This is a genomic window from Paenibacillus sophorae, from assembly GCF_018966525.1.
In the GTDB taxonomy this organism is placed as follows: domain Bacteria; phylum Bacillota; class Bacilli; order Paenibacillales; family Paenibacillaceae; genus Paenibacillus_AQ; species Paenibacillus_AQ sophorae.
Window position 1 is genome coordinate 4,400,805 of record NZ_CP076607.1, and the last position, 26,795, is coordinate 4,427,599.

The 26,795-nt window shown below is 35.4% G+C and carries 28 protein-coding genes; 27 read left to right on the forward strand and 1 reads right to left on the reverse strand.

Annotation, left to right across the window (positions count from 1 at the left end; all coding sequences use genetic code 11):
• The first annotated feature begins 39 nt into the window (after positions 1 to 39).
• Entirely contained in the window at positions 40 to 4,020 is a 3,981-nt protein-coding gene (locus KP014_RS21305; protein WP_051499332.1) for a phage tail spike protein, read from the forward strand.
• A 77-nt stretch (positions 4,021 to 4,097) separates the two neighbouring features.
• Positions 4,098 to 4,811 carry an ankyrin repeat domain-containing protein gene (locus KP014_RS21310; RefSeq protein WP_036588521.1) on the forward strand — a complete coding sequence of 238 codons (714 nt, stop codon included), beginning with the start codon at positions 4,098 to 4,100 and terminating at the stop codon, positions 4,809 to 4,811.
• 58 nt (positions 4,812 to 4,869) lie between these two features.
• Here KP014_RS21310 and KP014_RS21315 read toward each other — a convergent pair whose 3' ends face one another.
• Positions 4,870 to 5,139 (reverse strand): DUF6471 domain-containing protein, encoded by a 270-nt coding sequence (locus tag KP014_RS21315; protein WP_063619426.1) that lies wholly within the window; start codon positions 5,137 to 5,139, stop codon positions 4,870 to 4,872.
• A 132-nt stretch (positions 5,140 to 5,271) separates the two neighbouring features.
• Here KP014_RS21315 and KP014_RS21320 point away from each other — a divergent pair, with 132 nt between their 5' ends.
• The 25 genes from KP014_RS21320 (at position 5,272) to KP014_RS21435 (ending at position 26,773) form a co-directional block, all read left to right on the forward strand.
• A complete protein-coding gene (locus tag KP014_RS21320) occupies positions 5,272 to 5,658 on the forward strand; it encodes a hypothetical protein (protein ID WP_036588523.1) in 387 nt (128 codons plus the stop codon).
• Between the two features lie 147 nt (positions 5,659 to 5,805).
• Complete coding sequence (locus KP014_RS21325; RefSeq protein WP_051499336.1) at positions 5,806 to 6,540, forward strand: BRO-N domain-containing protein; 735 nt, start codon at positions 5,806 to 5,808, stop codon at positions 6,538 to 6,540.
• A gap of 240 nt (positions 6,541 to 6,780) precedes the next feature.
• Entirely contained in the window at positions 6,781 to 7,359 is a 579-nt protein-coding gene (locus tag KP014_RS21330) for a hypothetical protein (RefSeq protein ID WP_051499342.1), read from the forward strand.
• Between the two features lie 290 nt (positions 7,360 to 7,649).
• Positions 7,650 to 8,303: a Panacea domain-containing protein gene (locus KP014_RS21335; RefSeq protein WP_036588526.1), complete on the forward strand. Its 654-nt coding sequence runs from the start codon at positions 7,650 to 7,652 to the stop codon at positions 8,301 to 8,303.
• A 6-nt stretch (positions 8,304 to 8,309) separates the two neighbouring features.
• Positions 8,310 to 8,726: a hypothetical protein gene (locus KP014_RS21340; protein ID WP_139210546.1), complete on the forward strand. Its 417-nt coding sequence runs from the start codon at positions 8,310 to 8,312 to the stop codon at positions 8,724 to 8,726.
• Positions 8,727 to 8,869: 143 nt separating this feature from the next.
• Positions 8,870 to 9,325, forward strand: a complete 456-nt coding sequence (locus KP014_RS21345) for a hypothetical protein (protein WP_139210547.1) — start codon at positions 8,870 to 8,872, stop codon at positions 9,323 to 9,325.
• Between the two features lie 14 nt (positions 9,326 to 9,339).
• Positions 9,340 to 9,960: a phage tail domain-containing protein gene (locus tag KP014_RS21350; RefSeq protein WP_036588530.1), complete on the forward strand. Its 621-nt coding sequence runs from the start codon at positions 9,340 to 9,342 to the stop codon at positions 9,958 to 9,960.
• Positions 9,961 to 9,992: 32 nt separating this feature from the next.
• On the forward strand, positions 9,993 to 10,631 hold the full coding sequence (locus tag KP014_RS21355; protein WP_036588531.1) for a hypothetical protein: 639 nt from the start codon (positions 9,993 to 9,995) through the stop codon (positions 10,629 to 10,631).
• Between the two features lie 4 nt (positions 10,632 to 10,635).
• On the forward strand, positions 10,636 to 11,271 hold the full coding sequence (locus KP014_RS21360) for a phage tail family protein (protein ID WP_036588533.1): 636 nt from the start codon (positions 10,636 to 10,638) through the stop codon (positions 11,269 to 11,271).
• Between the two features lie 15 nt (positions 11,272 to 11,286).
• Entirely contained in the window at positions 11,287 to 12,438 is a 1,152-nt protein-coding gene (locus tag KP014_RS21365) for a hypothetical protein (protein ID WP_036588535.1), read from the forward strand.
• A gap of 20 nt (positions 12,439 to 12,458) precedes the next feature.
• Positions 12,459 to 12,998, forward strand: coding sequence for a hypothetical protein (locus tag KP014_RS21370; protein ID WP_036588537.1), 540 nt, complete (start codon positions 12,459 to 12,461; stop codon positions 12,996 to 12,998).
• An 89-nt stretch (positions 12,999 to 13,087) separates the two neighbouring features.
• Positions 13,088 to 13,711, forward strand: coding sequence for a hypothetical protein (locus tag KP014_RS21375; RefSeq protein WP_036588539.1), 624 nt, complete (start codon positions 13,088 to 13,090; stop codon positions 13,709 to 13,711).
• A gap of 19 nt (positions 13,712 to 13,730) precedes the next feature.
• Positions 13,731 to 14,081 (forward strand): hypothetical protein, encoded by a 351-nt coding sequence (locus tag KP014_RS21380; protein WP_036588541.1) that lies wholly within the window; start codon positions 13,731 to 13,733, stop codon positions 14,079 to 14,081.
• Between the two features lie 14 nt (positions 14,082 to 14,095).
• Positions 14,096 to 14,671 carry a hypothetical protein gene (locus KP014_RS21385; RefSeq protein ID WP_036588543.1) on the forward strand — a complete coding sequence of 192 codons (576 nt, stop codon included), beginning with the start codon at positions 14,096 to 14,098 and terminating at the stop codon, positions 14,669 to 14,671.
• Between the two features lie 21 nt (positions 14,672 to 14,692).
• Complete coding sequence (locus tag KP014_RS21390) at positions 14,693 to 15,802, forward strand: discoidin/SUN/FTP domain-containing protein (protein WP_051499344.1); 1,110 nt, start codon at positions 14,693 to 14,695, stop codon at positions 15,800 to 15,802.
• Positions 15,803 to 17,530 (forward strand): hypothetical protein, encoded by a 1,728-nt coding sequence (locus KP014_RS21395; protein WP_036588544.1) that lies wholly within the window; start codon positions 15,803 to 15,805, stop codon positions 17,528 to 17,530.
• A 109-nt stretch (positions 17,531 to 17,639) separates the two neighbouring features.
• The gene (locus KP014_RS21400; RefSeq protein ID WP_051499346.1) at positions 17,640 to 18,980 is read left to right on the forward strand and encodes a discoidin domain-containing protein; all 1,341 of its coding nucleotides are present in this window, start codon (positions 17,640 to 17,642) and stop codon (positions 18,978 to 18,980) included.
• An 86-nt stretch (positions 18,981 to 19,066) separates the two neighbouring features.
• Positions 19,067 to 20,278 (forward strand): discoidin domain-containing protein, encoded by a 1,212-nt coding sequence (locus KP014_RS21405; protein WP_051499348.1) that lies wholly within the window; start codon positions 19,067 to 19,069, stop codon positions 20,276 to 20,278.
• Between the two features lie 42 nt (positions 20,279 to 20,320).
• Positions 20,321 to 22,348, forward strand: coding sequence for a discoidin domain-containing protein (locus KP014_RS21410; RefSeq protein ID WP_051499350.1), 2,028 nt, complete (start codon positions 20,321 to 20,323; stop codon positions 22,346 to 22,348).
• A 34-nt stretch (positions 22,349 to 22,382) separates the two neighbouring features.
• A complete protein-coding gene (locus KP014_RS21415) occupies positions 22,383 to 24,203 on the forward strand; it encodes a DNRLRE domain-containing protein (protein WP_036588546.1) in 1,821 nt (606 codons plus the stop codon).
• Positions 24,204 to 24,271: 68 nt separating this feature from the next.
• On the forward strand, positions 24,272 to 24,829 hold the full coding sequence (locus tag KP014_RS21420; protein WP_036588549.1) for a phage holin family protein: 558 nt from the start codon (positions 24,272 to 24,274) through the stop codon (positions 24,827 to 24,829).
• Positions 24,830 to 24,925: 96 nt separating this feature from the next.
• On the forward strand, positions 24,926 to 25,633 hold the full coding sequence (locus KP014_RS21425) for a M15 family metallopeptidase (RefSeq protein ID WP_036588551.1): 708 nt from the start codon (positions 24,926 to 24,928) through the stop codon (positions 25,631 to 25,633).
• 49 nt (positions 25,634 to 25,682) lie between these two features.
• A complete protein-coding gene (locus KP014_RS21430) occupies positions 25,683 to 26,117 on the forward strand; it encodes a hypothetical protein (RefSeq protein WP_036588552.1) in 435 nt (144 codons plus the stop codon).
• A 12-nt stretch (positions 26,118 to 26,129) separates the two neighbouring features.
• On the forward strand, positions 26,130 to 26,261 hold the full coding sequence (locus KP014_RS29155) for a hypothetical protein (RefSeq protein WP_281426423.1): 132 nt from the start codon (positions 26,130 to 26,132) through the stop codon (positions 26,259 to 26,261).
• Between the two features lie 293 nt (positions 26,262 to 26,554).
• Positions 26,555 to 26,773: a DUF5659 domain-containing protein gene (locus KP014_RS21435; protein ID WP_036588554.1), complete on the forward strand. Its 219-nt coding sequence runs from the start codon at positions 26,555 to 26,557 to the stop codon at positions 26,771 to 26,773.
• Positions 26,774 to 26,795: the final 22 nt, after the last annotated feature.

A 26,795-nucleotide genomic window follows, 5' to 3' on the forward strand; every position in this document is an offset into this window, starting at 1 on the left:
GGAGATATCGACTACAATCTAAAACCTATTAAGCCCCAAATGTTTTTGACAAGACCGAATCGCGAGATAATTAGTAAACTAAGCGAAGCCTACAATGTTTCTATCGAAACTAAGATAAATGATGTATATACATTAACTTTTTCTCTCCCGTTCTATATCGACATCAACCATCGTTTGGAGCGTAATAAAAATGTTGACTTACTTCGTGAAAAATATTGGGTTAAAGTCGTTTTGGGAAGTAAAATAGAGTGGTTTATTATTAATGAAATTAATAATACTGTTGGTAATGACTCAGAGTCAAAAACCGTAAAGTGTTTTGCTGGATATCATGAATTAACCAATAGAAATATTGAAGAATATTCAGTGGAATCTTATAATGCCGAACAAGTTTTAACAGATGTCTTAGCTCCTAGTTTATGGACTATAGATTATTTGGATGCTGACTTTAAATTAACCTACCGTGCTTTTGATTTTCCAGAAAACAATATTCTAGATTGTGTGTTCTCTGTTGCTGAAACGTATAATGCAATTGTTAGTTTTAATACTGATTCAAGAACAATCAGTATGACTAAACCAGAATTAACAGGTGTTAATAGAGGACTTACTTTCTCATATGGTAAGTATATGAAGTCTATGGATCATACCATAAAAACAGATGAAATCGTCACAAGAATGTCCGCATCTGGTCAAGATGGATTAGGAATTCAAAGAGTTAATCCCACTGGACAAAACTATATTGAGAATTATGGATATTGGATATACCCGTTTGAAAGAGATGCGCAGGGAAACATTGTTCAATCAAGTTATTTTATGAGTGACAGTTTATGTTCTGCCCTACTCGACTATGAAATATTGGTCGAAAATAATGCGGGATTGTTCTCGGGATATCTAGATTATCTTGAAACATATGAAACAGACTTAAGTACATTAAATGTTGAAATGAACGTGTTACAGAATGAAGAAGCAGCGGTTCAACAAGTGGAACTAGCTCAACAATTTGATGGTAAAATGTTTAAAGAGAAATATGAACATATTGACAATACTCAAAGAACTTTTTCTTTAAATGCTTCTTATGCGTATGCCGTTATGATCAAGATTGCAAATAACAATGGGTTAAGTGTTTATCTTGATGGGCAAATTAAACCAACCGTTATAGGTCAGTGGGTTGTACTAGGTAAGGTGAACAATATCTCTCTTACCAGCGTTTCAATTTCTGGAGGAAACTCAGAAGTATTTATTGAAGTTGCAAATATTAGTATTTCTGAAAATGAAACTTCAGGAAACGAAGAAGCAATCATTAATAGATATTGTTTAGATCACAAACAAGATCAAATTACAACAAAGCAAAATGAAATTAACATTAAGACAAATGATATCAATACTGTTAAAACTCAAATTACCTCTCTTCAATCGCTTCTGTCTGCTGAAAATAACTTCACTACTGAACAATTGCGCGAATTGAACTTATTCATGTATGAACGTAAATATAATGATGAAAATATTATTGATGCACAAGATTTATATGATGCCACTAAAGAAAAGTTCAATGAGTTACAACAGCCTCAATTAGATATATCTATAGACATTGTTAACTTTCTAGAAGTTATTGAAGAACAAGCAAATTGGAATAAACTTAATCTTGGTGATTTTGTAAATGTAAAATACGAACCGACCAATACCAATATAACAGCTAGAATCACACAGATTGATTATGACTACGAAGAGTTTAAAATTAAATTGGTTCTGTCTAATGCAAAAAATGCAAATGATGAAGAAAAACGTTTAGAGAAATTTCTTAAGAATACACAAAATACCAATATCACAGTCGATATAAATAAGAACCCTTGGGGAAAAGCAGTTATAGATACATCGGAAATGAGCCAATTATTCGAAAATTTCTGGAACAAAATTACCAATGAAATTAATATGGCTTCAAATGAATATGTAACTCTTGATCGTACAGGATTGACAATCGTTGATCCAAATGACCCATTGAGATTCCTGAGGGCAACACATGGAGTTTTGGCATTGACCGATAACGGCGGACTACTGTATCGAACTGCAATTTCCGCAAGTGGCATCATAGCAGAGCAAGTACTGGGCAAAATAATTTTGGGTCAGCGCGTCGTCATAGGCACAAATGACGGTATTTGGATGACTGAAGGGCCACAGACAACAATTACTGACAGGTATGGTCGTATCGCAATGAAATTTGGCCTGTATGAAGAAAACCCAGACTTGTATGGAATAGTAGTCAATCGATACGATGGATATCTTCCAGATTCCGCACTTATAAACAGAATAATCATTAATTCCGAGGACGGATTCAAAATCCAGCGATGGACAGGAGCAGCGTTTGAAGACAAGCTATACGCTGATTATCAGGGCTATCTCTTCTCTGAAGATATGACAACAAAACGTCTCAAAATTGTATCCGATACAGATGAATTGATGTTGGACAGCTATACAAAATTTATGGACATCGGGAAATTTGATAATATTCTAACGGATGGGAAATTAACTTCACTAGAAAAATTACAGGTTCTTGGTGAACGTACAAGAATAATGAGTGAGTATGTTAAGTTGCTTGCTCAAGCCAATGATTATAAGACTACCACAAGAGATTCAACTATTAGAATTGACCCTTCTAATTTAACAAATACTTATAATACATTAATTGATTACCTCTCCCCCCTACTCGACGATATGAATGCTACAACATCTGTTGATCGAAGCGAGTTTATCCAGAGGTTTAAAGATTACTACGATGAAGTTACAAATATCATCAATGCTATCAATGATTCGATTCGGTACTCATCTGTGCAACTTGGAACATATTATAACAATGTGGTCATGACAAGCGAAGACGGTATTTTAGTTACTCGTAGTGATACTATGTACCGTACAGTGATGAATGCAATTAAAGGATTCGCCATACAAAGAAATACAAATACCGCCGAAGATCCAATATGGCAAGATTTGTTCTGGGCCGATACGAACGGATGGATTACAGCAGAAGGATTAAGAATTAATAATTCATTCTTTACCGAAGGCGATATTACAGCGGCTAATATTAATGGATCTTCTATTACATTACGCTCTCCAGATGGTGGAGTGATGAAACTATTCCCAGGATTAAACAAGGGGTTTTGGGCTGGCATAAATGCCGAAAATCCAGAAGATGCTCCTACATGGATTAAAATGGATGGTACAGCAATTTTCAAGAAGTTAATTGTTACCAATGGTAATAATGAATTAATGATAGATAGTGAAAACAATCTAATTAATTTCAATAACTGGAGTGCGACAGGAATCGCGGCTCTTGATGCTCAATTGATTAGTGCAAACATGGTTAGTGCGGAACTGGGATATATTTCGGATATTGTTGCTAAGTCACTATCTACAATGACTAGGGCAGCAATTGCAGGTTGGTCTAACTTTATTGAGATTCAAGGAAAAACTATCGATTGGGTTACAGGACATGTTGTTCAGGGAGAACAAATTACCGTAAACGGAAAACCTATGTACTGGGTCAGTTCTTCTCAAACAGGATTAATGACTACTGATGTCACACCGTGGCCCGTTTATAAGTACAGTTCTGATGACAATAATAAATTGGTCAAAATGAGAGCTGGATTTGACGGCGATGGCAACGATGCAAATCCTTTTATCGATATGGGTATTGGTGACGGATCACCAAACGGAGCCAAAGCAAGAATTTATAAGTACAATGGTGGCTGGAAAGTTAGTTATGGTAGTAGTAACTATGGCAAAGATAGAAGTATTGATTTACGAGATGACGGTATAACTATCTTAAGTGACGGAAGTAATTTTAATGCTAAAAGCAAGGATTTTAACTTCATTGTTGATTCTGGCATATATAAAATTTCTTTATCTAATGGCTCAACTTTTGAAATATCACCAACTAATGGACTAAGTGGGAACATCGTTGGTCCAATTAATTTAACTTCTTCTGGCCCTATGAATTTTAAAGCTCCATCTTATAATTTTGATAACTAAACAATCTAATACTAAGTGCCGATATATATGGTATATACTGTAATTCGGCATATACCATATAATTATCGGAGGTACTTATGAAAAAAATATCTACATTCATCCTGGGTGCTGTTGTTGGAGTGACTCTTACTGCTGGAACAGCCGCAACAGCAGCGACATTTCTCAAGGCAACACCAAAAACAGTCAAAATTGTAGTGGGTAGCAATCAAAAGGCAGTAGAAGCTATGAACGTAAACAATAAACTGTATGTTTCAGTTCGTGACGCAGGAAATTCATTCGGATACTCAGTTAGCGGGGTAACAACTTCTACAGTTGCATTCAAAGAAGGAGTGACTACCAGTTCGGGAAGTACCCAAACTTCTGGAACAAGCACAGGAAGCGCAACATCAACTAAAGAGGGAGGGGAATATGTGGAGGGGCTACACGACAAGTATTCCACTGATGGAAAATTAGATGCTGATAAAATTAAGGCTGCAATTGCAGCGGGGGAAATTACGGTTAATGCGCAGGATAAAGAAACCGGAAATAGCATTTTGCACTACGTTGTTTTAGAAGATAATTTCGCTGTGTATTCAGTGATTAAAGTAAATGCTTTGAATGTTAATATTCAGAATAAAGATGGTCAAACACCATTACATTTGGCTGTAATAAATGAAAGAATTTTTTACTTGGCGGAACTTAAGGATTATAAAGCAGATGCAAAAATTAAAGACAATGCAGAAAAACGTCCGATAGATTATGCCGTCAAAAACTCGTCTACCTATATCAGTCTTGAAGTATATATGTTGTAATAAAATATCATCATAATAAAAAAGACCAACTGTGATAAGTCGGTCTTTTTTATTATGTCTATTTATTTACGTTTGGAGAATAATACACCCCATTCTTCCCTGCTTCTATATACACATCGTTCGGAATCCATGCAAGTTTATAGTTTAATACTTCTGCTATCTCTTTAATTTCAGAAAATTTTATGGTTCCACGTGTCAATTTGTTGTTTAGATTTTGTATAGTATCTTCTCTACCATATTTTTTATTAAGACTTGATACTAGCTGAGACATAGTTATGTCATTTTGTATTAATAACATTTGAATTTCTTTTTTTATGTAAGAAGACATTATTTGATCACCTCCACCCTAATTATAAAGTAAAAATAAATAATTTCAATAGTAAAAATTTCCAAAATATTTGTTGCATTATTATACTTCATAATGTAATATTACACTATAAAGTATAAGGAGATGGTTCAAATGCAAACCAAAGTCCAATTCATTACCAATTTACATGAAGGCATCAACATCTACTACGTCTTAGATCAATTTGGTCGCACATGGCACACTGTGGCCTCATCCCCATCAGAAGCAAAAAATAACATCAAGTTTGGTGAGGATGCTCTGACGTATAAATTATACACTACCGAGAAATTTGGTGAAAGTCTTCCCCAATATGATTTCAAAAATCTGATTCTAGATATACTGGAGCAAATGGGATTGCAAGATACATATGAGTATGAGGAGGTTGTGGGTTGGGACAATTGGGAGTGCTTTAAATTCATGAAACGATCATCCCTTCATCCTTGTGAATTACTTTTAGAAATTCAAAAATCAAACATGAACTTTGATCATTGTGCGGGATAATCATCTGAATTGTTTCCCCGGTGGAAAAAAGTTACTCATTTACATAGACGAGCTTAGTTGAGTTGATATGAGAACTATGAATCGCCCAAACAGGTTGAAGACGATTAGTTGACTCATACATAAAACTATGATAAGGGATGATTTTTAATGATTAAGACTTTTGAGCACGAACTATTTGGACAGATTAGAACGACTGTGAAAGACGATGAAGTGTATTTCAATTTGTATGATACTGGCTTGGCATTGGGTTATACAAAAAAGAATGGTATTGGCACTGTATATCTATTTAAAGATAGATTGGCAAAAATTTGCGAATCCTTTGATATTACTGGTGTGTACGGCACGTACACAGATGAAAAAGCCATGATTACCAAAGAAAGTGATTTTGAGAATTTGTATATTATCGAAGAGAACATTTACGATTTGATTTTTGAGTCTCAGGCAAAAAATGCTCGATCATTCCGTAAATGGGTTACAAGTGATGTCCTCCCTGCTATTCGTAGAGACGGAATGTATGTTTCCGAAGACGCTACACACGAACAAGTAAAATTCAATCCAGATGTATTCATGTCTAATCTTGATGATTATAATATTACAAAGCTTTATGATTTGATTGAGGCATTTCTTTCTTTCCACAGAGAGAAGAAAACGAGACTTCCTTTTAAACGCAAAAGTGCCAAGCATCACGGAAATAAGAAATTCAAAGATCATATCGACAGTATGGAAGAAATTCGAGATCAATTGATGAGTTTTCTTGAGGCAAAAATACATCAATTTAATGATTCCAATCAAGCTGGATTGGCACAAGAATATGTACGGATTAAGGGCATGGTTCACTGGAAAGTTGAAAACATGAGATATCGGACTGCTGCTTGCAAATAATTCTAATAAAGAAAGTGTCTCTGCTTACTTGAGACACTTTTAGTTTGTCTCGCCAACAACATCCCTCTCATCCGTATCCCATATTGGGATTATGATCGTATCGAGGAAATATTGGACAAAGAGTTGTCTAAATTAGGACTAATATCACACAAGACTACTGTAAGCATTCAATAGATTATAGACCTATAGACATGTGAGTGGTAAAATATTACTACAAAATGTCTATAGGAGGAAATAATTTTGAAAAAATTATCATTCATTGTTTTGTCGGTTTTGATCTTAATATTATCTGTTCCATCATTGTCTTCTGCTGCAACAAAGTCTTCTTCTCCAAAATCAACAACTAAACCAAAACCTACTATCGTTGCATCTGGAAAACTCAAAGGAACGATAACTTGGCAGTACAATGATTATGTTGGTACAAAGCCAGACGTAGGTGCAGAAATATATTTGATTCCAGTTAAATTAAAGAAGAACTCGCTTGCTATTTCTGATTTTGTAAAGGTTGCCGATAAAAAAATAACTGCGAAATCAGTAGGTATTTATTATACTGTTGCAAATGGATATGGAAATTTTGAAATCAACAATATTCCAGTCGGCGATTATGTTATTTATGTCGTTTCAATGAAGACTTTAAGAGATGTGTTAACGCCTTATAACGACGAAACTGCTAACAAGCTACTGAAACCATACATTAAAAATTGGAATGACTTTTTAAAAGGCAGTATTCAAGCATCCAAGAGTGTAATTGATACAATGACAGTCGAAAAAAATCAAACAATAGATTTTAGTTTTGATTTTGGAAACACAGTATACTAATTTATATAACTTCTCTAAGCGCCTCCCATAAGGCGCTTTTTTGATATCATAACGATTAGTACTATCCCCAATTCGGGTAATAATATATATCGAGTGTGAACATTTTATGCACCAAGCCTTACATGGTATCATATTTATTTAGTTCAATCAACAAAAATTTGCTGTCAAGACGTATCTTTTCACCATGTTTTGTGGCATAATAATAAATACAGGGTGACAGAACACCCGTTCGTAAAAGATATGTGTTTGATTTGACAATTTGCATATCTTGTGTTAAAGGAGGGATATTGATGGACGTAATTGATGTTGCGAAATGGTTTATAAAGAACGATTACGATGAGCCAAGAAACACAATTGATGGCAATATGAAATTACAAAAATTGCTATACTTTTCTCAGTTAGTGCATCTAGCTAAGTATGGAGACAAATTATTTGATGAACCAATTAATGCATTTGTAAATGGTTCAGTTGTTGAAAAAGTTAGATTAAAATATCGTGATGATCATAGACAATTTGTGCAAGAATCAAAGTCATTTGAAGATGATTTAGATGAAACCATACAATATACGTTATCTGTCGTAAAAGATGTGTTTGGTGATGTTGATGCAAGGGAACTTTCTAATTTAAATCATCTTCATGTTGGATGGAAAGAAGCCTTAGAAAAATCCGAGATAAGTAAGGGGAAATATTATAAGCCTCTAAGTATTATCTCATATGATACAATCATGGAACATGATATCGAAAGCATTAAAAAGGTTTTGGATGCTCATGAATCAACTATAGATTCAGGAAAAACTTTTGAATTAATAAACGGCGTTAAGTTTTATTATGATCCAGAAGAGATTAGTTTTGATGATGACCTCCTAGAACAACTCGCATCATTCCAAGGAGAGGAATCCGCCTATATTGTTCATATGGACGAGGACGGTCTGGTATTTTATTAATTAATTATGGATATTCAATGTGGCAATGGACTGTGGCTAAAATGTTTCTTCGCTAATGGCAATGAATGTGGTTATCCAAGGCCATTTTTAGTTATTTCCTGTAATGAGACCACTGGAACCATTCAATTATTGAATGTTTCATCAGTTTTGGGTAAAGAAAGAAAATTATTAATGGACTCAAACTTGCAAATTATGAGACATAATCCACCATTTCCAGATGCGTCTTTTGTTAAGCTTGATGAAGTTTATGGGTTAGACTATTTTCCGAAATTAATTAATTCAATAAAGAACCAAAATTTACTTCTTGAGGATGAGTTAAATAAAATAACGGAGGAATTTAGATCATATAAAGCAACCAATACTGTACTAAAGGTATCTTTTTCTTATCAAGACCTTATTTCTAGAAATAATAAATTAAGATAAGAGAGTAGTCACTCCCACTCCCCTCAAAAGGAGTGGTTTTTTGTTATGTAAAAACAATCTCATGAAAGTCATGTTTTATAAGAAAATAGTTCTCTCAAAGCCCTTATAAATCAAGGGTTTTTTATTATGTCTTTTTTAAGGAAGTGATAACTATCGCAAATGTTGCAATAAATGGATCAAAAATAACGGAGTCTATTAAATCTGGGCATGTTACCTACAATATTTACTATTGGCAAGACGGCGATGAATTTACAAGTGGACATTGGAGTTATTCGGGGCCGGGATCAACTGGGGCAAAAATTACAGGAACAGTTACTGCTACATCTACAATGAAAGTTAATGGAGTAAGTGTGGCAGTTGTTGGCGATGTTACAAATGAAACATGGATAGCAGATCCTCCTATCCCATCTGATGATGGATATAATAAATACGTTGCAACATCTCCGACATCTGGTAGTGGTCAAGGTTCGATTACTGGTGGAAACAGTAAGAATGTAAAACTAAATGGAAGTCTTATCGCTATAGTTGGTTCAGAAGTAACAACGTGTTTGGGTAATACCACGACTATTGAGGACGGAAGTTCATTATTTAATATGTAAAGCGAGGTGAATAAATGACAATACGCGACTCCCTCTACTTTTCTTATGCTGGAAAAAAATCTGTCGATTATGGAATTTATAATGTAAATATAAATGGCGGAATGCAAGAGGAACCATTTGCGGCTTCACGAGAAATCCAAGAAGAAAAAATAAAAGGTCGTGATCGCCCCTATTTCCAAAGTGTTGAAAAGCAGCCACTTCAATTTTCAGTTTCATTTGCTTTTGAAGATGCTTGGGACACACAAAAACTTAGAGAAGTAACAAGATGGCTGACAGAGCACGATTATTATCAAGAACTATATTTCACTAATGAACTTGGAGTGAACCCAGAAAAGGTTTACTATGCGTTGGCGGTTGATGATTCAACTATAGTCCATAATTGTCTTCGACAAGGATACGTAAATCTCACCTTTCGCTGTGACGGAGCATATGCTTATTCGCCTATCACAACTTCACCACTGTATAAATGGAGAGAAAGTACATATTCAAATAATATTACTGATTTTTCTTCTGGTGAAAAAAAGTCAGTTATTGAAGATGTTGAAGGAAATTTAGTTTTGAATCCTCATCGCACTAAATGGAGTGACTTTTCGCCTACAATGAAGTGGTATGAATTAGATCAACTTTATACATAAGAGGTGACCATATTTTAAGAAAGGAGTAAAAAATGTCAACAACCACTACAAAATTAGGACTTATTAAGCCAGATTATGCAACAGACGAATTAGAATCAACACTGAATGCTCTTGCCTCTAATTTTCAGAAAATTGATGATGTATCAACTGATTATGCCGATTCGCCGCCCACTTCTGGCACATGGAATTCAAAACATGTAATTCATGCAAATCTATTATCTATTGGCGGATATGTTGGATGGATTAATCTTCGCACTGGAGTAGCTGCCCCAAAATGGGGCGGTATACAATCGCATTCTAACGGAGATCATGCAGTTCCAACGAACGATAATGGTCATTATTACACATGCATTCAAACTGGCTATTCTGGAATTACAGAACCAATCTTCCCTGTTTCAAATGGCGGAGAGGTTCAAGATACACGAGGAGGCAATACCTGGCTAACAAATCATCTGTATAGCGTTAACGATATTGCACTTCCCACTATCAATAATGGAAGATTCTATGTTTGTATCCAACCTGGTGAGTCTGGTGATGTTGAACCAAGCTGGTCAACAATAGACGGATCAACAACTTATGACAATAATGCTGTTTGGCATAGTTATAAAATTGCCAGATGGAAAGAGTCTGGAACTGCTGCACTTTTTAGACCATTTGGAAAGATAGAGTGATTATATGAGCAGATGGATACAATTAATAAATTTAAGCGGAATATATACCTCTCCCCCATTTTCAATTCCTATTGAAGCAGATGGAGTTATAAGTAAAGTTTCATGGGATGCTGATACACCAGAAGGAAGTTCTATTGTTGTTCAAACACGATATACAACAGACGGTTACAATTGGTCTGAATGGCGAAACTGCACAAACAATGGACAAATCCCCGAAGTTAATGAAGATATGAGTTTGTATAACTTACAACTTGTCTTCAGAGTTTTATTTAATTCAAGTTCATATGACACATCCCCAAAGTTCAAGAATATTGCTTTTGATTTTGAGCCTGTCATAGTGTTTAACAATGATGGTGATAAAATTTGTAACCCTGAAATATGGATTACAAAAGTTGAAAATGGCGATTTTAGTATCGTTAATTTATCGCATAACAATGATGAGTTTAAATTTGCATCGCTAGTCAATAATGAAACGGTTTATGTTAACAACGAAACACAAGATATTCAGACAAGTCTAGCAGTTACATATCGATATAAAGATTTTAATGATAATTATCTATCCTTTCCAATAGGTAAGAATGTTTTGAAAATTAATGGAAAAGCAGATATTAAGTTTCGTTATCAATTTAAATTTGCATAGTAAGGAGGTGATTATTTGCCAGATTTAATTACTCAACTACAATATAACGATCCGCTAGTTATTGTTGCTCGAAAAGGAACAACTGGAGATCCGTTTAAAGAAAGAACGGATTCTTTGCCTATTATTAATGGGATTATTACTTTGTGGGAAATTCCATCAATAACTGAACGTGTAACCATTGCTGGGATGATTGAAATTGATCAGGAAATTTTTGAACAAAGAAAAGTAATCGCTGAGAATGAATTTCTCGTCCATTACTCAACTGGCGTAGTACAATTTCATTCATCGCTTGAAGGAACAACTAAGTTATGTCGGTATAAGGGTCGCGGCTTAATTATGTATCCTGCTTCCAGAATCTACGCGATGATTAGCCGTAATCCAGATGTTGTTACTACCCTACAGGATTATATTACTGAAATTGAAATAAAGCTTGCTGAAAATACTGACTTAATTAACAGAGTTGAAAGCTTATTATTAGAAACCAGATTGGTGATTGATGAATCAAGATTGTCAACCGATAATGCTAATACTGCTGCGCAAGCTGCAAATAACGCTGCTGATTTAGCATTAGATGCCTATAATACTACTCGTCTAGTGTTTAAAAATCCTGTCGCAAGAGAGCAAGACTTACATACTACATACCCCTTTCCGTCTGTTGGTTGGACGGTACAAACATATACGAATGGTAAAAGGTATCGGTTTGACGGTAATGACTGGATTGAAATTGATGTATTTGGCTCTAATCTACAGGCGGTTAATGAGTTTAAAGATGGATTGATGACTATTGCAGATTATTTAAAACTAAAGTCATACCCAGATTCTATGAAAGATAGAATCATATCATTTTCTCTCCCCGATGCAGTTCAGGGTGTAATTGAGAACTTTATACCCTTTCCATTTAATGGACAACTGATTGAAATGACTGGATATTGTGAAATTGCTGGAGAGATGGTAACAGAAATATCTTTAGAGAGATCGAGAAACTTGTTGAATTGGACAGAAATTACTAGCCGAAGATTGAGATTCCAACCGAATCAACATTTTGATGATAAGTTAGTCACTTTTAATAACAACACCATTGAATCTGGAGATATTTTTCGGATTAATATGAACACTCAAGGATTAGGAATTTATAACATAACTATTAATTTGAAAATACGAATATAAATAAAGGAGAAAATACATATATGAATCCAATTGTGAGCTGGTATAACGCGACAAACGCTGCACCTGTAACAACACCTTTTAATTTTGGGGTTATCGATGCAGATGACCTATCCACCGTTTTTACTTTTAATATTTGGAATAATAAAGGTGGAGCAACCGATGTCTCTAAGATGGAAGACTGCACAATTACCACTCGTGACATGAGTGGTGGTTTGGGAAATACAGTTGGAAGTGAAATCGAAGTAGTTAAGAATAACTGGTTTCACTGCCAAGTTGACTCCCTTGGTGAAACCGATCTTACACAAGAATCTAGCCGTATTGGTAAAGATTATTCAAAACCGATTGGTACTACAGGTTCTACAACCAAGGATAACTCAGGAGCAAGTTACCCAACTCCAATTACTCCTGCCGCAAGAGAGATTTTAGGAGTGAAAAATAATGGAGTTCCAATTGACGCCGCTGGTAACTTTGTAACAGTAAGTCTGCAAGCCGATGTGCCTCTTGAAGCTAAGAGTGGACAGCAAGCGTTTAAAATTCGGGTTTCTTACCGTTACGTTTAAGAAATAAAAAATACATAATTTACATTAGAGACACATTTATTTGTGTCTCTTTAGTTTTTAAAATCTCACAATACAATGGGAGGAAGTTTATGATTTTAGGAAATTCACAGTACAGGTATTCTCCTGTGAAAGAAGCACAAAATTTTGTTTGGGTTGCGGACTATATGGATGGCACATATTTGTCTGAATATAACTTGGACGACAGAATAAAGAACGACTACTATCAAATAGATAAACATAAGCTAATTAGGTTTGGATTAATAGGTATGGGATCACAAATCTATTTCGATGTTGCAAATGGAATATTCAATGTAAATAAAAACCGAATACAGGTATCCTACGTTGCTAATGGTGTTGAATATCCATTAACAGGTAGGGCATTTTTATATAATGACATTACCCAATATAAGAGAGCTTGGGGTGATGGCAAACTCTTATCAAAAACCGCTAGTGGTAGAATCAGAAACAATATCATTGAACATGTTATTGGCTACAAAAAAGCAATGGACTTAGCTAATGTTAATATTAATTTTAAAAACTTACTGCATATCCCTCAAAATAAAAATACGCCTCCTTTTTTAGAAATAAAAATATCCGTAGATAAGGAATTAGATGGTGAATTGATTTTTAGAGTCAATGGCTTAATTGCAAACAAACTACATGCACCTTTACTAAAAAATCGTGCAGGAGTTTATAATTGGGAACTAATTTAACTCAAAGGAATGATATATAATGGAAGGATTTTATACGGATGCATATGGGCGAGTTTGGGGAAACAAGACAGTTGATGAAACGGTTGTAATCACTTCATCTAACAATGAAATTACTATTTCATCTGCTGAAGATACATATACTTTTAGCGTTCCAACGGGAATATATAAATCCATGTATGTTACAAGTAGTTCAGAACTTGTAGACGCGATACACACAACTATACAGTCAAACTCCTACCCTATTGATGTCTTTTTGGGTGGACTCCACAATGATGTAAAATACAATTCTATTGTTTTTAGACTCTCTGACGGTACGGAAATTACCAGTATTAGCGGAACATTCTTTGATAACTTCTTCAACTCCATATAAAGGTTGGTGAATAAATGGCTACACAAGAAATAGGGATACCGATTGATTTAAGCAAAGGGATATTCAATAATACGGTATTTCTTAATGGAAAATTGCAGTTAATTGAACTCGCTAAAGATGATAATGATGTTCCAATTTATCCACCTGAAGGTTATTGGATATCAGAATCTATTAGAGTTGCCGACAAGGTTACATCTTTTAAGTATATTGCAAAAAGCATCACTGGATCAGGAAGTTATAAAATTTATACCCAATCATCACCCAACGGATTTACTTGGTCTGAGTGGCAAGAGATTAATTATACTAACGGAAGCATACTTACGCCTGTTGGATATTATGCAAAAATAAAAATATTTATATATGCGGGAAACACTAACGTGACTTTTACTATTGATGATTTTGCCGTAGTGGATAAATATATAAATCCATATATCAACTCATCTTACGGAGTTTTGGAACTGAAAAAATCATACACCTCTCCCCTAGTCATTGATGGGTCATGGGCAGATGATGGAGTTTTAATGAAAAGCTCTGTAATACAAAAAACGAATTATAAAAAGATAGATAAAATAGAAATTTCTACCCAGTAGGAGAAAATAGAGGTGATATAGATGGCGATTCCGGCAAGCACAGGTCAACTTCGAACAAAAATAAGTAATATGGAGATTGGCGATTATATTATTTGCAAATATGTCGCTTCAAGCGGTGTAGTAGGAACCTTCAGCGAATTAGGAACTAGTGTAGCTGCTGAGATTTCGACTTCTGCCGCAGCCGCGCCGAACGGGGCTTTTTATTTTGTGAAAATTGATAAAGGTTTGCTTTGTAGTGATCGTGTAATTCAACATACAATTTCATGGGATACGCTTAATGCAGCCAAAGTCATTCAAGGTTTGCCCTGGGCTGCTGACAATTTAATCCCAACCATGACAAGCAATACTACCCCCAGCGGTATAGTGAGCGCAAGTAGTTTTTGGACCAATGATCCGAGGTATGATGCATGGAAAGCTTTTGAGCCACTTACTAGCGCTGATTATGCATGGTATTCAGGTGCGATGCCTACAGTTGGTTCTCCGCAAGATATAGCATATGATTTTGGTTCGCCTAAAAAAATTGGAATGTTCAGGATTACTGCGCCCACCAATACAAACGCAAGCCCCAAAACATTTACGTTTGAAGGATGGGATGGATCGCAATGGATAGTGATCCAGAGTTATTCGTTAGGGACTTCGTGGTCGGCTGGGGAAAAGAAAACGTTCTATGCAAACAACTCGGAATTCTTTAACAAATATCGCATTAATATAACTGCAAATGACGGAAATACTTCTTACACAGGTATAAGTTATCTTGAAATGTCAGAAACAGGAGGAAACATCCGTTCTTTTTCGGGTGGGGTAGCACCACTAGATACAAACCAGGGAGCATCGACTTCTGGTGACAAAGGATTGGGTGGGTGGCCCATCAATAACGAATGGGATCGCTTTGTCGCGAACTTCCCTTCTGCAAAAATTCAGTCAGGAAAAACATTAGATGACGTTTTTCATTGGAAGAATATATATACATGGTCACAAGAAACTCCAATTCTGGCGTGGGGCGCAAATACTTTACGCATTCTTCGCGGTGGTGGAACAGCAACAGAAAAAGCTATAGCCAGCACTGCATCTTCAGTGGCAAGTACTAGCTATGGCTTTCGACCATTTTTGGAATATAAGGAGGTGTACTAGATGGCTACAATTGGACAAGCTTTAACTACACCCGAAGCTGGTTGGAAACGATATGAGGAAACAAGTGCTTCATTCAAGTATTTTGGGTCGTCTTGGGTGACTAGTACGTCTGCAAATTACTCAGGAGGAGCGAGTAAGTATACAACAACGGCAAGCTTGCATTCTGTATCATTTAAATTTACAGGGCCTAAGTTGAGAATCGTATCCTATAGAGGCACAGACCGCAACCCCGCTATTAACCTCGTTATTGATGGTGTATCGTACACATACTCTGCTCAAGGAGTCGCAGGTAGTATGATACTATTATTTGATAAGACTGACTTGACAAATGGGACACATACAGTTGTTGTTTCCGCTAATGATGCATCTGCTACTAAGATATTTGAGTGGGATGCTATTGATATAGACTCAACAGGTCGCCTTTATCATCCAGACGAAGTAACTGATCCAAAAGATTTGGTGGTTGGCAAACGAATCCGCTGCCATTATTCGGCTTCTTCTAATGTAGTGGGTGCATTTAGCGGGTTAGGACAAGAAACATCGGATTTTATTCCTGTTGCAAGTTCTGCGACACCTAATGGCGATTTCTACTATATTATGTGTGAAGATTTTAATAAAAATAAGATTTTAGTTGCAGATAGAAATGTCCAAAGCAATATATCATGGGATGTATTGAACTCAGCGGGAATTGCTTCGGGTAGTGGAATACAAAATATTTTAAATGCCATACCAAATATAACATCTGATACTAGTTCTCTCGGTATAGTTACTTCTGATAGTTTATATGCTAATACATCATGGGCACGGTGGAAAGCTTTTGACGGTAATGGGGCTGTTGCTAATCATTATGGATGGTGCGGGGCAGTAATAAATAGTGGGTGGCTCGCTTATGATTTCATAGTTCCTAAAATAATTAATTCGTATAGTTTATTGCCAAGTCAAGCGTCACCTTCAGTAAACAACGGATGTATGCCTAAAAACTGGACATTCGAAGGTTGGAATGGAAGTCAATGGATTGTTCTCCATCAGGTAACAAATGAACCATCATGGGGAACTGCGGCTGTAACAACGACGAGGGTTTATAATTTTAATAATACAACCCCGTATTCAAAATATAGAATCAACATATCAGCAACTATTAGCGGAACTTATGAGCCTGTTATTGGACAAATGGGAATGTTTGAGAATACAAACTACTCCAATACAACTCGTCTTCTTACAGGTGGCATAACATCTACTGATAAAGATAATGAATGGGATAAATATATTGTCAACTCAACGTTGGGCGGTACAATCACGGCAGGAGATAACAACGTATGGAGCTGGAGTGGAATATACAGTTGGGCATCTACAACAACCGCTGCTGGTGGTTATAGAGTAATAAGAGGTAGCGGTTTGGCTAATAGCTATTCGAATCTAGCAACAAGTTCTACTGCTGGATTCCGTCCAGTTCTTATCATTGAATCTAACCCACAAACCAGATTTTTAATTAAAGATCAAAACGAATATAAAACTTTTGAAACATCATGGAACACGATATCAACAACTTTACCTTCAAAAGATACTTTTATTAGTGATGGCATAACAGACTTAGCAATTTTAAATCGAAAAGCGACAATAATCCATCAAGTAATGTCTAATAATGGAACGTTAGGTAACGGCAAGACTTTTAAGACAACAATTGATTTAAATAAATATTTTGAAATTCAGAAATTAAATATGAAGTAGGGCGAAACGCTCTACTTCTTTTATTTTGCTAAAATAACGATTTTACTTTGAAATAGACAGTTTAAAACCTAGTTGTAACAAGGTTTTAAAGAGATAGGAGAGTGAGAGAATGGGTAGTTTTGGTGTAAATTTAATACCACAAATGACTTCAATGACTGCCCCAGGCGGTGTGGTTACTGCAAGTACGCAATCAAATACTAATACAGCTTGGAATGCCTTTAATAGAGATACAGCAGATATAGGATGGAACACCGCAAGCGGAACACTCATAGGATGGTTAGCATATGAATTTTCAACAGCAACAGTGATAGATGCTTATGTTAACTACGGATATACTGATAATAGATCGCCTAAAAACTGGACTTTTGAAGGTAGTCAAGATGGTACTACTTGGGTTGTGTTAGATACAAGGACGAACGTTACTTCTTATGCTACACCACAGGAGTTTACTTTTACAAATACAGTTGCTTATAAAAGATATAGAATCAACGTAACCGCGAACAATGGTAGCACAACTTTTTTAGGAATTAAAGAGTTAACAATGCACAAACAGTATCTAAATAAAATCTTACTTTCGTCCGAAAATAATGTAAAGTCAATAAATACTGAAAAAAATATGGTCGTGAATACTGGGTCTAGCGTGGCATTTAACAATAAAGTAGTAACTGCAAGAAATCTTGCACAGACAGTTATGTTTAAGGTGAAAGTAGATAATTTACCATCAGGAACAATGGATATAATCAGCCATATAAACTCAGGCAATGTTAGTAAATTTAAAGCATCTATAAGTACCATTGGAACAGTAGTTATATATTCCGCATACACATCTTCATTAGCTTCAATTAATCTACAAACCAACTCTCCTTTACTAAATATTTGTGATGGTAAATGGCACGACATAGCGTATACTTGGGACGGTACAACGAATAGCGGTGCAGCTAAATTGTATGTCGATAATATGACTACGCCCTATACGACTCAAACTGTTTCGAATATTCAAACTACTGAAACTACGGGATATTTAACCGTTGGTAATGGGACTTTTGGCAGTTTTAATATAAAAGATTTTGCTTCGATCACCAGAGTTGCTACTACACAAGAATTATCGGATTTTAAGGCAGGAAGCTTATCGCTATCTACAGCGAACATGAATGCTTATTTTAAATTTCAAGATAGCAAAAATGGTACAGTAGACAATTTGGTTACTGGAACAACGATAAGTGGCGTTGCCAATAATGTTGATTTTGTTTTCCCAAAGATAATAGACTTAAAATCATCTAGCGAACACAACTTTCTAAGTTATGGTTTAGACAACTCTCTTTTGGTTCCAGATGAAATCGAAGGAATTACCGATATCAATGATGCATCAGTTAATTTAGGTACAGGAAAAACATTTTCGCACACAATTGATTTATCGAAGAGGAAAATAAATAAGATATTATTTCAGTAAGAAGTGGGGTTAAATGCTCTACTTCTTTTTGTTTTGTTTAAATGAAATGTTTTATTTAGTAATGAATTAGATGGGAAGGCGAGAAAATGCCAACATATAGTGCAAATATAGTTCCGCAAATGACAGCTAGTAACGCACCAACACCATACGTGATATCTGCATCATCACAAATAGATGCAACCAGCTATCCAGCATGGAAAGCATTTAATAGGAGTGTTACAGGTAATTTTCAATCATGGTTAACTCCTGCTGGTACGTTGACAGGATGGTTGAGAATTGATTTAGGCGTTGCTAGAATTGTTGGGAAATACTCCCTTCAATTGAGCAACGAAAGTGGATTGGATATATGTATGCCTAAAAACTGGACTTTTGAAGGAAGTAATGACACTTCAAACTGGACTGTTTTAGATACAAGAAGTAATGAACCTTCATGGACTGCCAACGCAAGGAGAGAATACACATTTAGCAATAATACTGCTTACCGATATTATAGAATCAATGTAACCGCAAATCAAGGAAGTATCAATTATCTTGCAATATCCGAAATGGAATTGATGGAAGTTTCAATTTTAAATAAATTCTTGATTTCATCAGGTAACGAGTATTATGCTGCTCGTCCAAAGACAAAGGGAGCAGAAAAAATAATACCAGTTATGACCACATACACTTCAAATGGAGTAACTGTTACTGGCGATACTGATGGTTCATCCTTTCAGGCTTGGAAGTTATTCGATGGGGTAACTTCGAGCTTATGGTTGTCGAACAACATTTCTTCTTCAGCGAAGGTTGAGATTGATTTGGGTAGCAACAAACAGATTCCTTTCTCTTACACTCTAACAGGAAGTGCTGATACAATTCCTCTATCACCTCAAACGTGGAAAGTTTATGGGAGCAACGGTGATGGTTGGGAAGAATTAGATTCACAAACAGGAATTAAAAATTGGATATTGGGAGAAACCAAGGAATTCACTCTTAAAACGACAAACTCATATAACAAGTATAGGCTGGAAATAATCTCCTCTGTGTCTGATGGGGCAAACAGGAAGTCGGCAAATGAGTTTAATCTAATTGCATGTAAAGAAGGATATGATGGAACAGGGTTAATCATCGAACCCGTGGCAGTAGAAGGCAGTTTCATTAAGAACGGAATGGATAAAAATACTATTGTAAATTTGGATACTGCTTTTAGTAGAAAGTCATTTGTAAATAGAGGGGATACGGCCATTGGTTCTGGTAAAGTATTTAAACAGTCTATCGACTCAACTAAAATACCAATTAAGAATGTGACAATTACATAGAACATAAAATGATTGTTTTATAAGGAAGGAGAGTGAGATAGTATGCCTTACACAAATGTTATTCCTACCATGACAAGCAATACAGCACCTAGCGGTGTTGCAAGCGTGAGTGCTTCCCATGCTTCTTATCCTGCGTGGAAAGCTTTTGATGATGTACTCACTGATGGTTGGGTTCTTGATACCTTTACAGGAACAGCTTGGCTTCAATATCAATTTCCAACAGCGAAAAAGATTAGCAAATATACATTGATGCCACAAACAGGCGCATTAACCAGATCACCAAAGACTTTCAGTTTTAAAGGAAGTAATGACGGTTCTTCTTGGGTCACTCTTGACACAAGAACAAATGAGACAGGTTGGGCTACAAGTACAAAAAGAGAATATACATTCAGCAATTCAACCGCCTATACACACTATAGGCTTGATATAACTGCAAACGATGGTGCAGGAGCATGGGTTTCTGTTGCTGAAATGGAAATGATGGAGTTAATAAACAATAAAACGTTGGTCTTCCATAGTGGTATGTACAAAAAATACGCTTCAAACGTATGGGAAAATGTTTCTTCTTCTCCGACAGAAGCAGACTATCTTGGTGGAATGGACGATATATCAACTATACCTCAATCAGCATGGCAACAATTAACTGGAGCAGTCGAATTATGCTACTACACAGACGACTCAACAAAAACAGAAGCACAATTCAGCATTGAAACTACTCCCTTCACTCTTGCCGAAGAATGGGAAGATCAAATAATTCAAATAATTGAATATACGGACAATGCTTCTCAAACTGAATCAGCAGTTACGACAGAGACGGAAGTATTCACTCTTTACGATGAATTTGGTTCTAGCGTTGATGTTTTATATTATACAGATGATGCGACTAAATCATCGGCAAGCGTTGATATTACTGCAAACTATACACCGTTAGATGAAATAGATGGAGATTTTGAAGTTGTTGCATGGACAGATAATGAAAGTATTGTTGTTGGTAACGAACCAAGTCTCACGTATGAGGCATTACCATTCGAGCAGTTGATAGTCCATCCAACTGATATTAACTCATATGGGACAATTAAATCATTGATTGCAAGTAAGATACCTCAGACTGTTGAAGGAACATTGAGATTTATCGTATCATTTGATTCTGGACTAACGTGGAAGACATATAAATTTGATAAGTGGCGCACAATCTCGATTGCAGATAAAAGCATTATTAAAAAACAAGGAATTAGTATTGAAGTGCTTAATACCATACCAGAAAGTTACTTAGTAGGAGTTAATAAAGTTGGATATTATTTAGATAATAGCATTCATAATAGTGCCGAAAATGTACAATTAGATTATTTAAAAGTAGTATCTAGTGCTCCCACTAATGATGTTAAATTTGATAATTTGGCATTTTATCTGCTAAATACAACGGCTACTATACAGGTGTCGCTACGGGGCAATAAAATTGTTGGAACATTGGACGATGTTGATGCTGGCAAGGTTCAATATAGAGTTATTTTAAATAATACTCCCTATTATCCGTCTTCTGGAGATTTTTCTCCTCTCCTCCCCTCCCCTCTCAACATACAACTCAATCTTTCCGAAAGCAACATTGTATTTGGACAGGAAAATACATTAAGAGTAGAGTTTCAAGATTATTGGGGTCAAACCGATTTCTGGGAAACAACTTTCATTGGAACTTATTCGGGCATCATGTTTAAAGATGAAAGTGGAAATTATTATTCTAACTCTTTAGGTGAAATCTTAAAACACTTGGATTTTGGAGATTTAATTGCTGGTCAGACAACGCTTGAACAAAAAGTTATCGCAAAGAATCAATTAGGCGTACAATTACAAAATCTAATTCTTGAAGTTCAAAAAGAAAATTTACCAGAAGGCGTAACGATTGAACTGTCCCGGTCAAACTTTCCTTTTTCTCCTGAAGACCCCCTACTATTTAATATGTTTTTTAACGAAAACGATGAGTTTGAGTTTTTTGTAAGGATAGTCACACAATTAACAGCAACAGCAACACCAAATGGGCAGTTTGAGATTAGAGCAAAAGCAGATCCAGTATAATCGATCTCAATACAATGAGATAGGAAGTGTGTAAGTGGATGAGTTAGATGAAATAAGTAGTATTATTACGGTAAAAAACAGGCTATCTAATCAAATGCAAGGTAGCTTTACTCTTTATCGTCAAGAGGATAACGATTTAGATAGTAGTATTGTAATAAAGCAAAGTAATGGTGATGATTTACGATCCACCATTACTGTTAAAGTAAGTAAAGATAATGATATAAACTCAGTTATCGATGTTGTGTACACCAAAAACAGTGATATTGACGGTGAAATTGAAGCTGTTGCCGTACAGTACTTGGAATCATACATAGAAGTTAGACCGCATAATCAAATGTTTGGCAAGTTTGAGTTGATGAGCGCACCAAAGGTTACAAAAGTCCTCTCTCCCATTGCAGATGCAACAACTAGAAGCAGAGAAGATTTACATACAATAAACTATGGCGATACACGTAGTATGTTGACTGGTCAAAGCATTGATGAGGAATTTGGAGCGTTTGTACAATTTGCAGACTTCACAGAATCGATTCCTGATCTAAAGTTTATTGAGAGTGCAAAGCTAAGGTTGTACTATACTAATGTTACAAGTGGGGCTAACATTGAGCTACACCAACCAAATACGATTTGGCGTGAAATGGGTGTAACTGATGCAAACAAGCCATTTTCAACAGAGCTTCTTAGCGACACTTTTACAATTAACACTATCCAAAGATATGTTGAGTTTGATGTTAAAGACATAGCCAAGAGATGGCAAGATGGTACTCTAAATAACTATGGTTTTATTATTTTAACACCTGATGATACTCGATATACATTCTTTACACGCGAATCAGATTACCATCCTCAGCTAATTGTAGAATACATAACCTCTCAAATATATAGCATTGGTCGAAGCGAGTTAGAATCCAGCATATTTGTATATGGTAAAGGTAGCAGTGATATATCTGCAAAATTAACCGTAGATAGTGATGTGGGAATAAATAACTTAGAGTCTTATTTATATGTGCATAAACAACAAGACTTTATGTATGGCGATATGATTGCCAATATTCAAATTTCTAAACCAGACTTGTTTTCGACAATGACCATCCAAAGAAGAGAATTTAGTGATTTAGATTCAAGTATCACAGTGGGCGTTCGAAGTATAACAGAAGTTAATTCAGCAATTGGTATCAGTAATCCATATATGGACTCATGGTTAACCGTTGATCCAAATATGTCTATGCCAAGTATTATTACAGTTGCCAAGCCAACCAGTGAATTTTTGGAAGGTAATATAACGGTTAATTGCCCAGATTTTGGCGTCATTCTCTCTGTTTCAGACTATACTAAAGTTCAAAGCAACATTGATGGAAAACTAACCGTAAGAACTTCTGAAGTAGAGGAAACTATTGATTCGTTTATCACCACGTCTCAACCAGACATGAATGCATACTTGGTAATCAGGGCAATTGGTGATAGCGGTGTAGATAGTCAAATCGAAGTTCCTTACTATGATAATATTGATTCTAAGATTGGCTATTCAAGACCTCAAATTGATGCAACCTTAACTGTTAAATATACTACGGAAGCCGAAGGTTATATTTATGTAAAAGACAAAGAATATTTAGATTCTATAATCGATGTTAAGAACATTAGTGAGATGTCTGGTATCTTGATGGTTAAAGCCGTTAATCAGATTGATGGCGAATTGACCGTTAATAACCCTGAATTATTTGGGCATTTATCTCCAAGAGTTTCAGGAGATAATGAATTAACAGCAGAGATTCTAATTAAGAAACGTAATGTTGGTGACTTAAACAGTTACATTAGCGTTAGAGGACAAGGAAACAGAAATTTTGTAATTATATTTTAATATCAAACTTATCATGAAAGAGGGGTTTTATTGACTCCTCTTTTTTATTTTGACTTGGGGGAAATAAATTGTATTGGAGACAAGTAGCAGTAGATACATATCAACATTTAAGATATTACTTTACGGATGTGGGATCAACTATTTGGGGATCAATTGTTGGTCTCTTTTTATTTATGATTGGAGAACCGAACTTAGCGTTTTATGCAATATTTACCCTATTTATTTTAGATATTGTTACTAGGGTGTTTGCTAATGCGCGTAAATATGGAGGATATATTAATGCCACAAAAACGGGGAAAATTCGTTCTAGACTGGCTGTGCAAGGCATGGTCTCAAAACTTTTTACTTATTTTGTGGTGTTAAGTATCGCAAGAATGATTACATATGTTATTCCAATTTCACTATTAAGCGAAGGATTGTCGTCAATGATCCTATCTGTGCTTTTAGTGGTTGAGATACAATCACTATTTGAAAATTTGCTTGATGCGAAACCAGATAAAAACACTAGGATGTTACTCAATATACTCTTGTTGAAATTCAGGAAAGAAATAAATAAAGTTTCCGATGTTACAGATGAAGAAATTGCATCAATGGATAGAAATAATGACCAAACTAAAACAATTTAAAAGACGATAAAATTTATCAGCCCTACCACCTAGAGCATTAATAAATAATATCGTCTCTACTAAAATTATATCACAAGATTTGAAAGGAGCAACCACATGTTAACACTTGAACAAGTTATTTCAAAAAATGAATCCATGTTCAAAAATCTGAATCCAGCAATTGAATTTGCTGCCCGTAAACTTATCGAAAAGTCCTTTAACCGAGGAGTGCTTATTAAAATTGTCCAAGGTTATAGAACAAAACAAGAACAAGATGATTTGTACGCACAAGGAAGAACTAAACAGGGAACAATTGTAACCAAAGTTAAGGGTGGTATGAGTTACCACAACTACGGAATTGCTATTGATTTTGCAATTCTGATTAATGATGGTAAAGATGTTTCGTGGAATTGTGAAGCCGATTTTGATAATGATAAGATGGCTGACTGGATGGAAGTCGTAGAAGAGGCTAAGAAGTTAGGATTTCTTTGGGGTGGTGATTGGAGAAACTTTAAAGATCGTCCTCATTTTGAAATGCCATTTGGATTAGATGAGAAAGATTATTTTAATGGTAAGAGACCATCCGATAAGCAAATTCAAGCACAAATTGAATACATAAAGAGTTTGGATATTGGCGAGGTAAAGAAAGATGAGAAAAAGGATAATGATGAAGTGCAAACTGTAAAAATTATTCGTACCAAAGATAACACTGTACTTGAAGGATTCTTAAAAGATGGCAAGGGTTATTTTCCTGTTGACCTTTTAATCGAAAATGGAATTAAAGTATCTTGGGATAATGCAAACAAGAAATATTATATTAGCTAACCCACTCAAAAGTAAATATATTTAATAATACATAGGAGGATTTATAAAAATGGAAAATTTCTATATCGCTATCGGGCTTGCCCTTCTCGTGTTTGTAGTTGGTTTTATTGCTCTTCCCTTCGCTAAGTCTAAAGGATGGATTAACAAAAATATTGCAATTGATATTGCTGAAAAGGTTGATACTGGTATCGATATTGTTAATGCAGTTGTCAAAGCAATTGAAGTCGAAAGTGTAAATGTCAAAGCTGTAAACTCTGTGCTAGACATTGCTGATATTGCAACAGACTATGTTGTGGATTTGATTGATACGGATAATAAAGAAGATAAAGTTAATTTGTCTCTCGATGTGGTTGATAAGGTATTTAAAGAAATTGGCCTCTCCCCTACTGAATCACAGAAAAACCTGATCGATATTGTTATCCGTCAAGGCGTAGATTTCTTAGAAGAAAAGAAAAAGACGGTTGCCGCTACTCCAACAATGTAAAGGGTGATCAGTATGAGTATTGTAAACGTAATGAAATTTATTGAGGACAATAAAGAGGAATACTATAAGAAAATGCTTGCTGAAGAACACGAACAGTATTTAAGAGCATTAGAAGTACATAAGAAATTTAAAAATAAAGATTAGTAGAACCCAATGAAATTGTACTTTTATGAGGTTTTTTGAGTGAAAAAAGCTAGTGCTTACAAGGGTTTTTAGACTTGGAAAATTGCAAAAATGAGATTTTAAGTAAGAGGCGCTGAAATATGCGTCTCTTTTTGTTTTTGTGGGAATTAGGGGTGCTAAACCAACTCGGTCAAGTTTCCATCATCGCTAGCGCGCTGCTGTCAAAATGTCCGACCTGCGCACCACCCCTCTTGCCTACGGCAATTCACCCCTCACGCTCGAATACAGAAATTAAATTGATTAGGAGAGTTTAAATGAACAAATTGTATTACACGCAAAGTACTAATTTGGCTGCTTACTTAGTGATGAATGGTTTTCAAATCGTAACTGTTTACAAGGAAAACGGAAAAGTGACTATGTATTTCGATAAAACCGATGCCCTGCATGACTGTGTAAGAAAGTACAACACAGAAATCGAACTGAAACAATTTATTTCTGCTTTTAAAAAAGTCAAAGAAACAATCAGATTTTAATAAATTATATTATACGTTTAGG

Excerpts from the sequence above, each read along its gene's own strand:
- KP014_RS21405 (WP_051499348.1), top strand. The coding sequence starts at position 19,067 with ATGCCAACATATAGTGCAAATATAGTTCCGCAAATGACAGCTAGTAAC.
- KP014_RS29155 (WP_281426423.1), top strand. The coding sequence starts at position 26,130 with ATGAGTATTGTAAACGTAATGAAATTTATTGAGGACAATAAAGAGGAA.
- KP014_RS21350 (WP_036588530.1), top strand. The coding sequence starts at position 9,340 with ATGACAATACGCGACTCCCTCTACTTTTCTTATGCTGGAAAAAAATCT.
- KP014_RS21315 (WP_063619426.1), bottom strand. The coding sequence starts at position 5,139 with ATGTCTTCTTACATAAAAAAAGAAATTCAAATGTTATTAATACAAAAT.
- KP014_RS21430 (WP_036588552.1), top strand. The coding sequence starts at position 25,683 with ATGGAAAATTTCTATATCGCTATCGGGCTTGCCCTTCTCGTGTTTGTA.
- KP014_RS21310 (WP_036588521.1), top strand. The coding sequence starts at position 4,098 with ATGAAAAAAATATCTACATTCATCCTGGGTGCTGTTGTTGGAGTGACT.
- KP014_RS21305 (WP_051499332.1), top strand. The coding sequence starts at position 40 with ATGTTTTTGACAAGACCGAATCGCGAGATAATTAGTAAACTAAGCGAA.
- KP014_RS21375 (WP_036588539.1), top strand. The coding sequence starts at position 13,088 with ATGATTTTAGGAAATTCACAGTACAGGTATTCTCCTGTGAAAGAAGCA.
- KP014_RS21395 (WP_036588544.1), top strand. The coding sequence starts at position 15,803 with ATGGCTACAATTGGACAAGCTTTAACTACACCCGAAGCTGGTTGGAAA.
- KP014_RS21390 (WP_051499344.1), top strand. The coding sequence starts at position 14,693 with ATGGCGATTCCGGCAAGCACAGGTCAACTTCGAACAAAAATAAGTAAT.
- KP014_RS21385 (WP_036588543.1), top strand. The coding sequence starts at position 14,096 with ATGGCTACACAAGAAATAGGGATACCGATTGATTTAAGCAAAGGGATA.
- KP014_RS21325 (WP_051499336.1), top strand. The coding sequence starts at position 5,806 with ATGATTAAGACTTTTGAGCACGAACTATTTGGACAGATTAGAACGACT.
- KP014_RS21360 (WP_036588533.1), top strand. The coding sequence starts at position 10,636 with ATGAGCAGATGGATACAATTAATAAATTTAAGCGGAATATATACCTCT.
- KP014_RS21355 (WP_036588531.1), top strand. The coding sequence starts at position 9,993 with ATGTCAACAACCACTACAAAATTAGGACTTATTAAGCCAGATTATGCA.
- KP014_RS21370 (WP_036588537.1), top strand. The coding sequence starts at position 12,459 with ATGAATCCAATTGTGAGCTGGTATAACGCGACAAACGCTGCACCTGTA.
- KP014_RS21410 (WP_051499350.1), top strand. The coding sequence starts at position 20,321 with ATGCCTTACACAAATGTTATTCCTACCATGACAAGCAATACAGCACCT.
- KP014_RS21320 (WP_036588523.1), top strand. The coding sequence starts at position 5,272 with ATGCAAACCAAAGTCCAATTCATTACCAATTTACATGAAGGCATCAAC.
- KP014_RS21340 (WP_139210546.1), top strand. The coding sequence starts at position 8,310 with ATGGATATTCAATGTGGCAATGGACTGTGGCTAAAATGTTTCTTCGCT.
- KP014_RS21425 (WP_036588551.1), top strand. The coding sequence starts at position 24,926 with ATGTTAACACTTGAACAAGTTATTTCAAAAAATGAATCCATGTTCAAA.
- KP014_RS21335 (WP_036588526.1), top strand. The coding sequence starts at position 7,650 with ATGGACGTAATTGATGTTGCGAAATGGTTTATAAAGAACGATTACGAT.
- KP014_RS21380 (WP_036588541.1), top strand. The coding sequence starts at position 13,731 with ATGGAAGGATTTTATACGGATGCATATGGGCGAGTTTGGGGAAACAAG.
- KP014_RS21400 (WP_051499346.1), top strand. The coding sequence starts at position 17,640 with ATGGGTAGTTTTGGTGTAAATTTAATACCACAAATGACTTCAATGACT.
- KP014_RS21435 (WP_036588554.1), top strand. The coding sequence starts at position 26,555 with ATGAACAAATTGTATTACACGCAAAGTACTAATTTGGCTGCTTACTTA.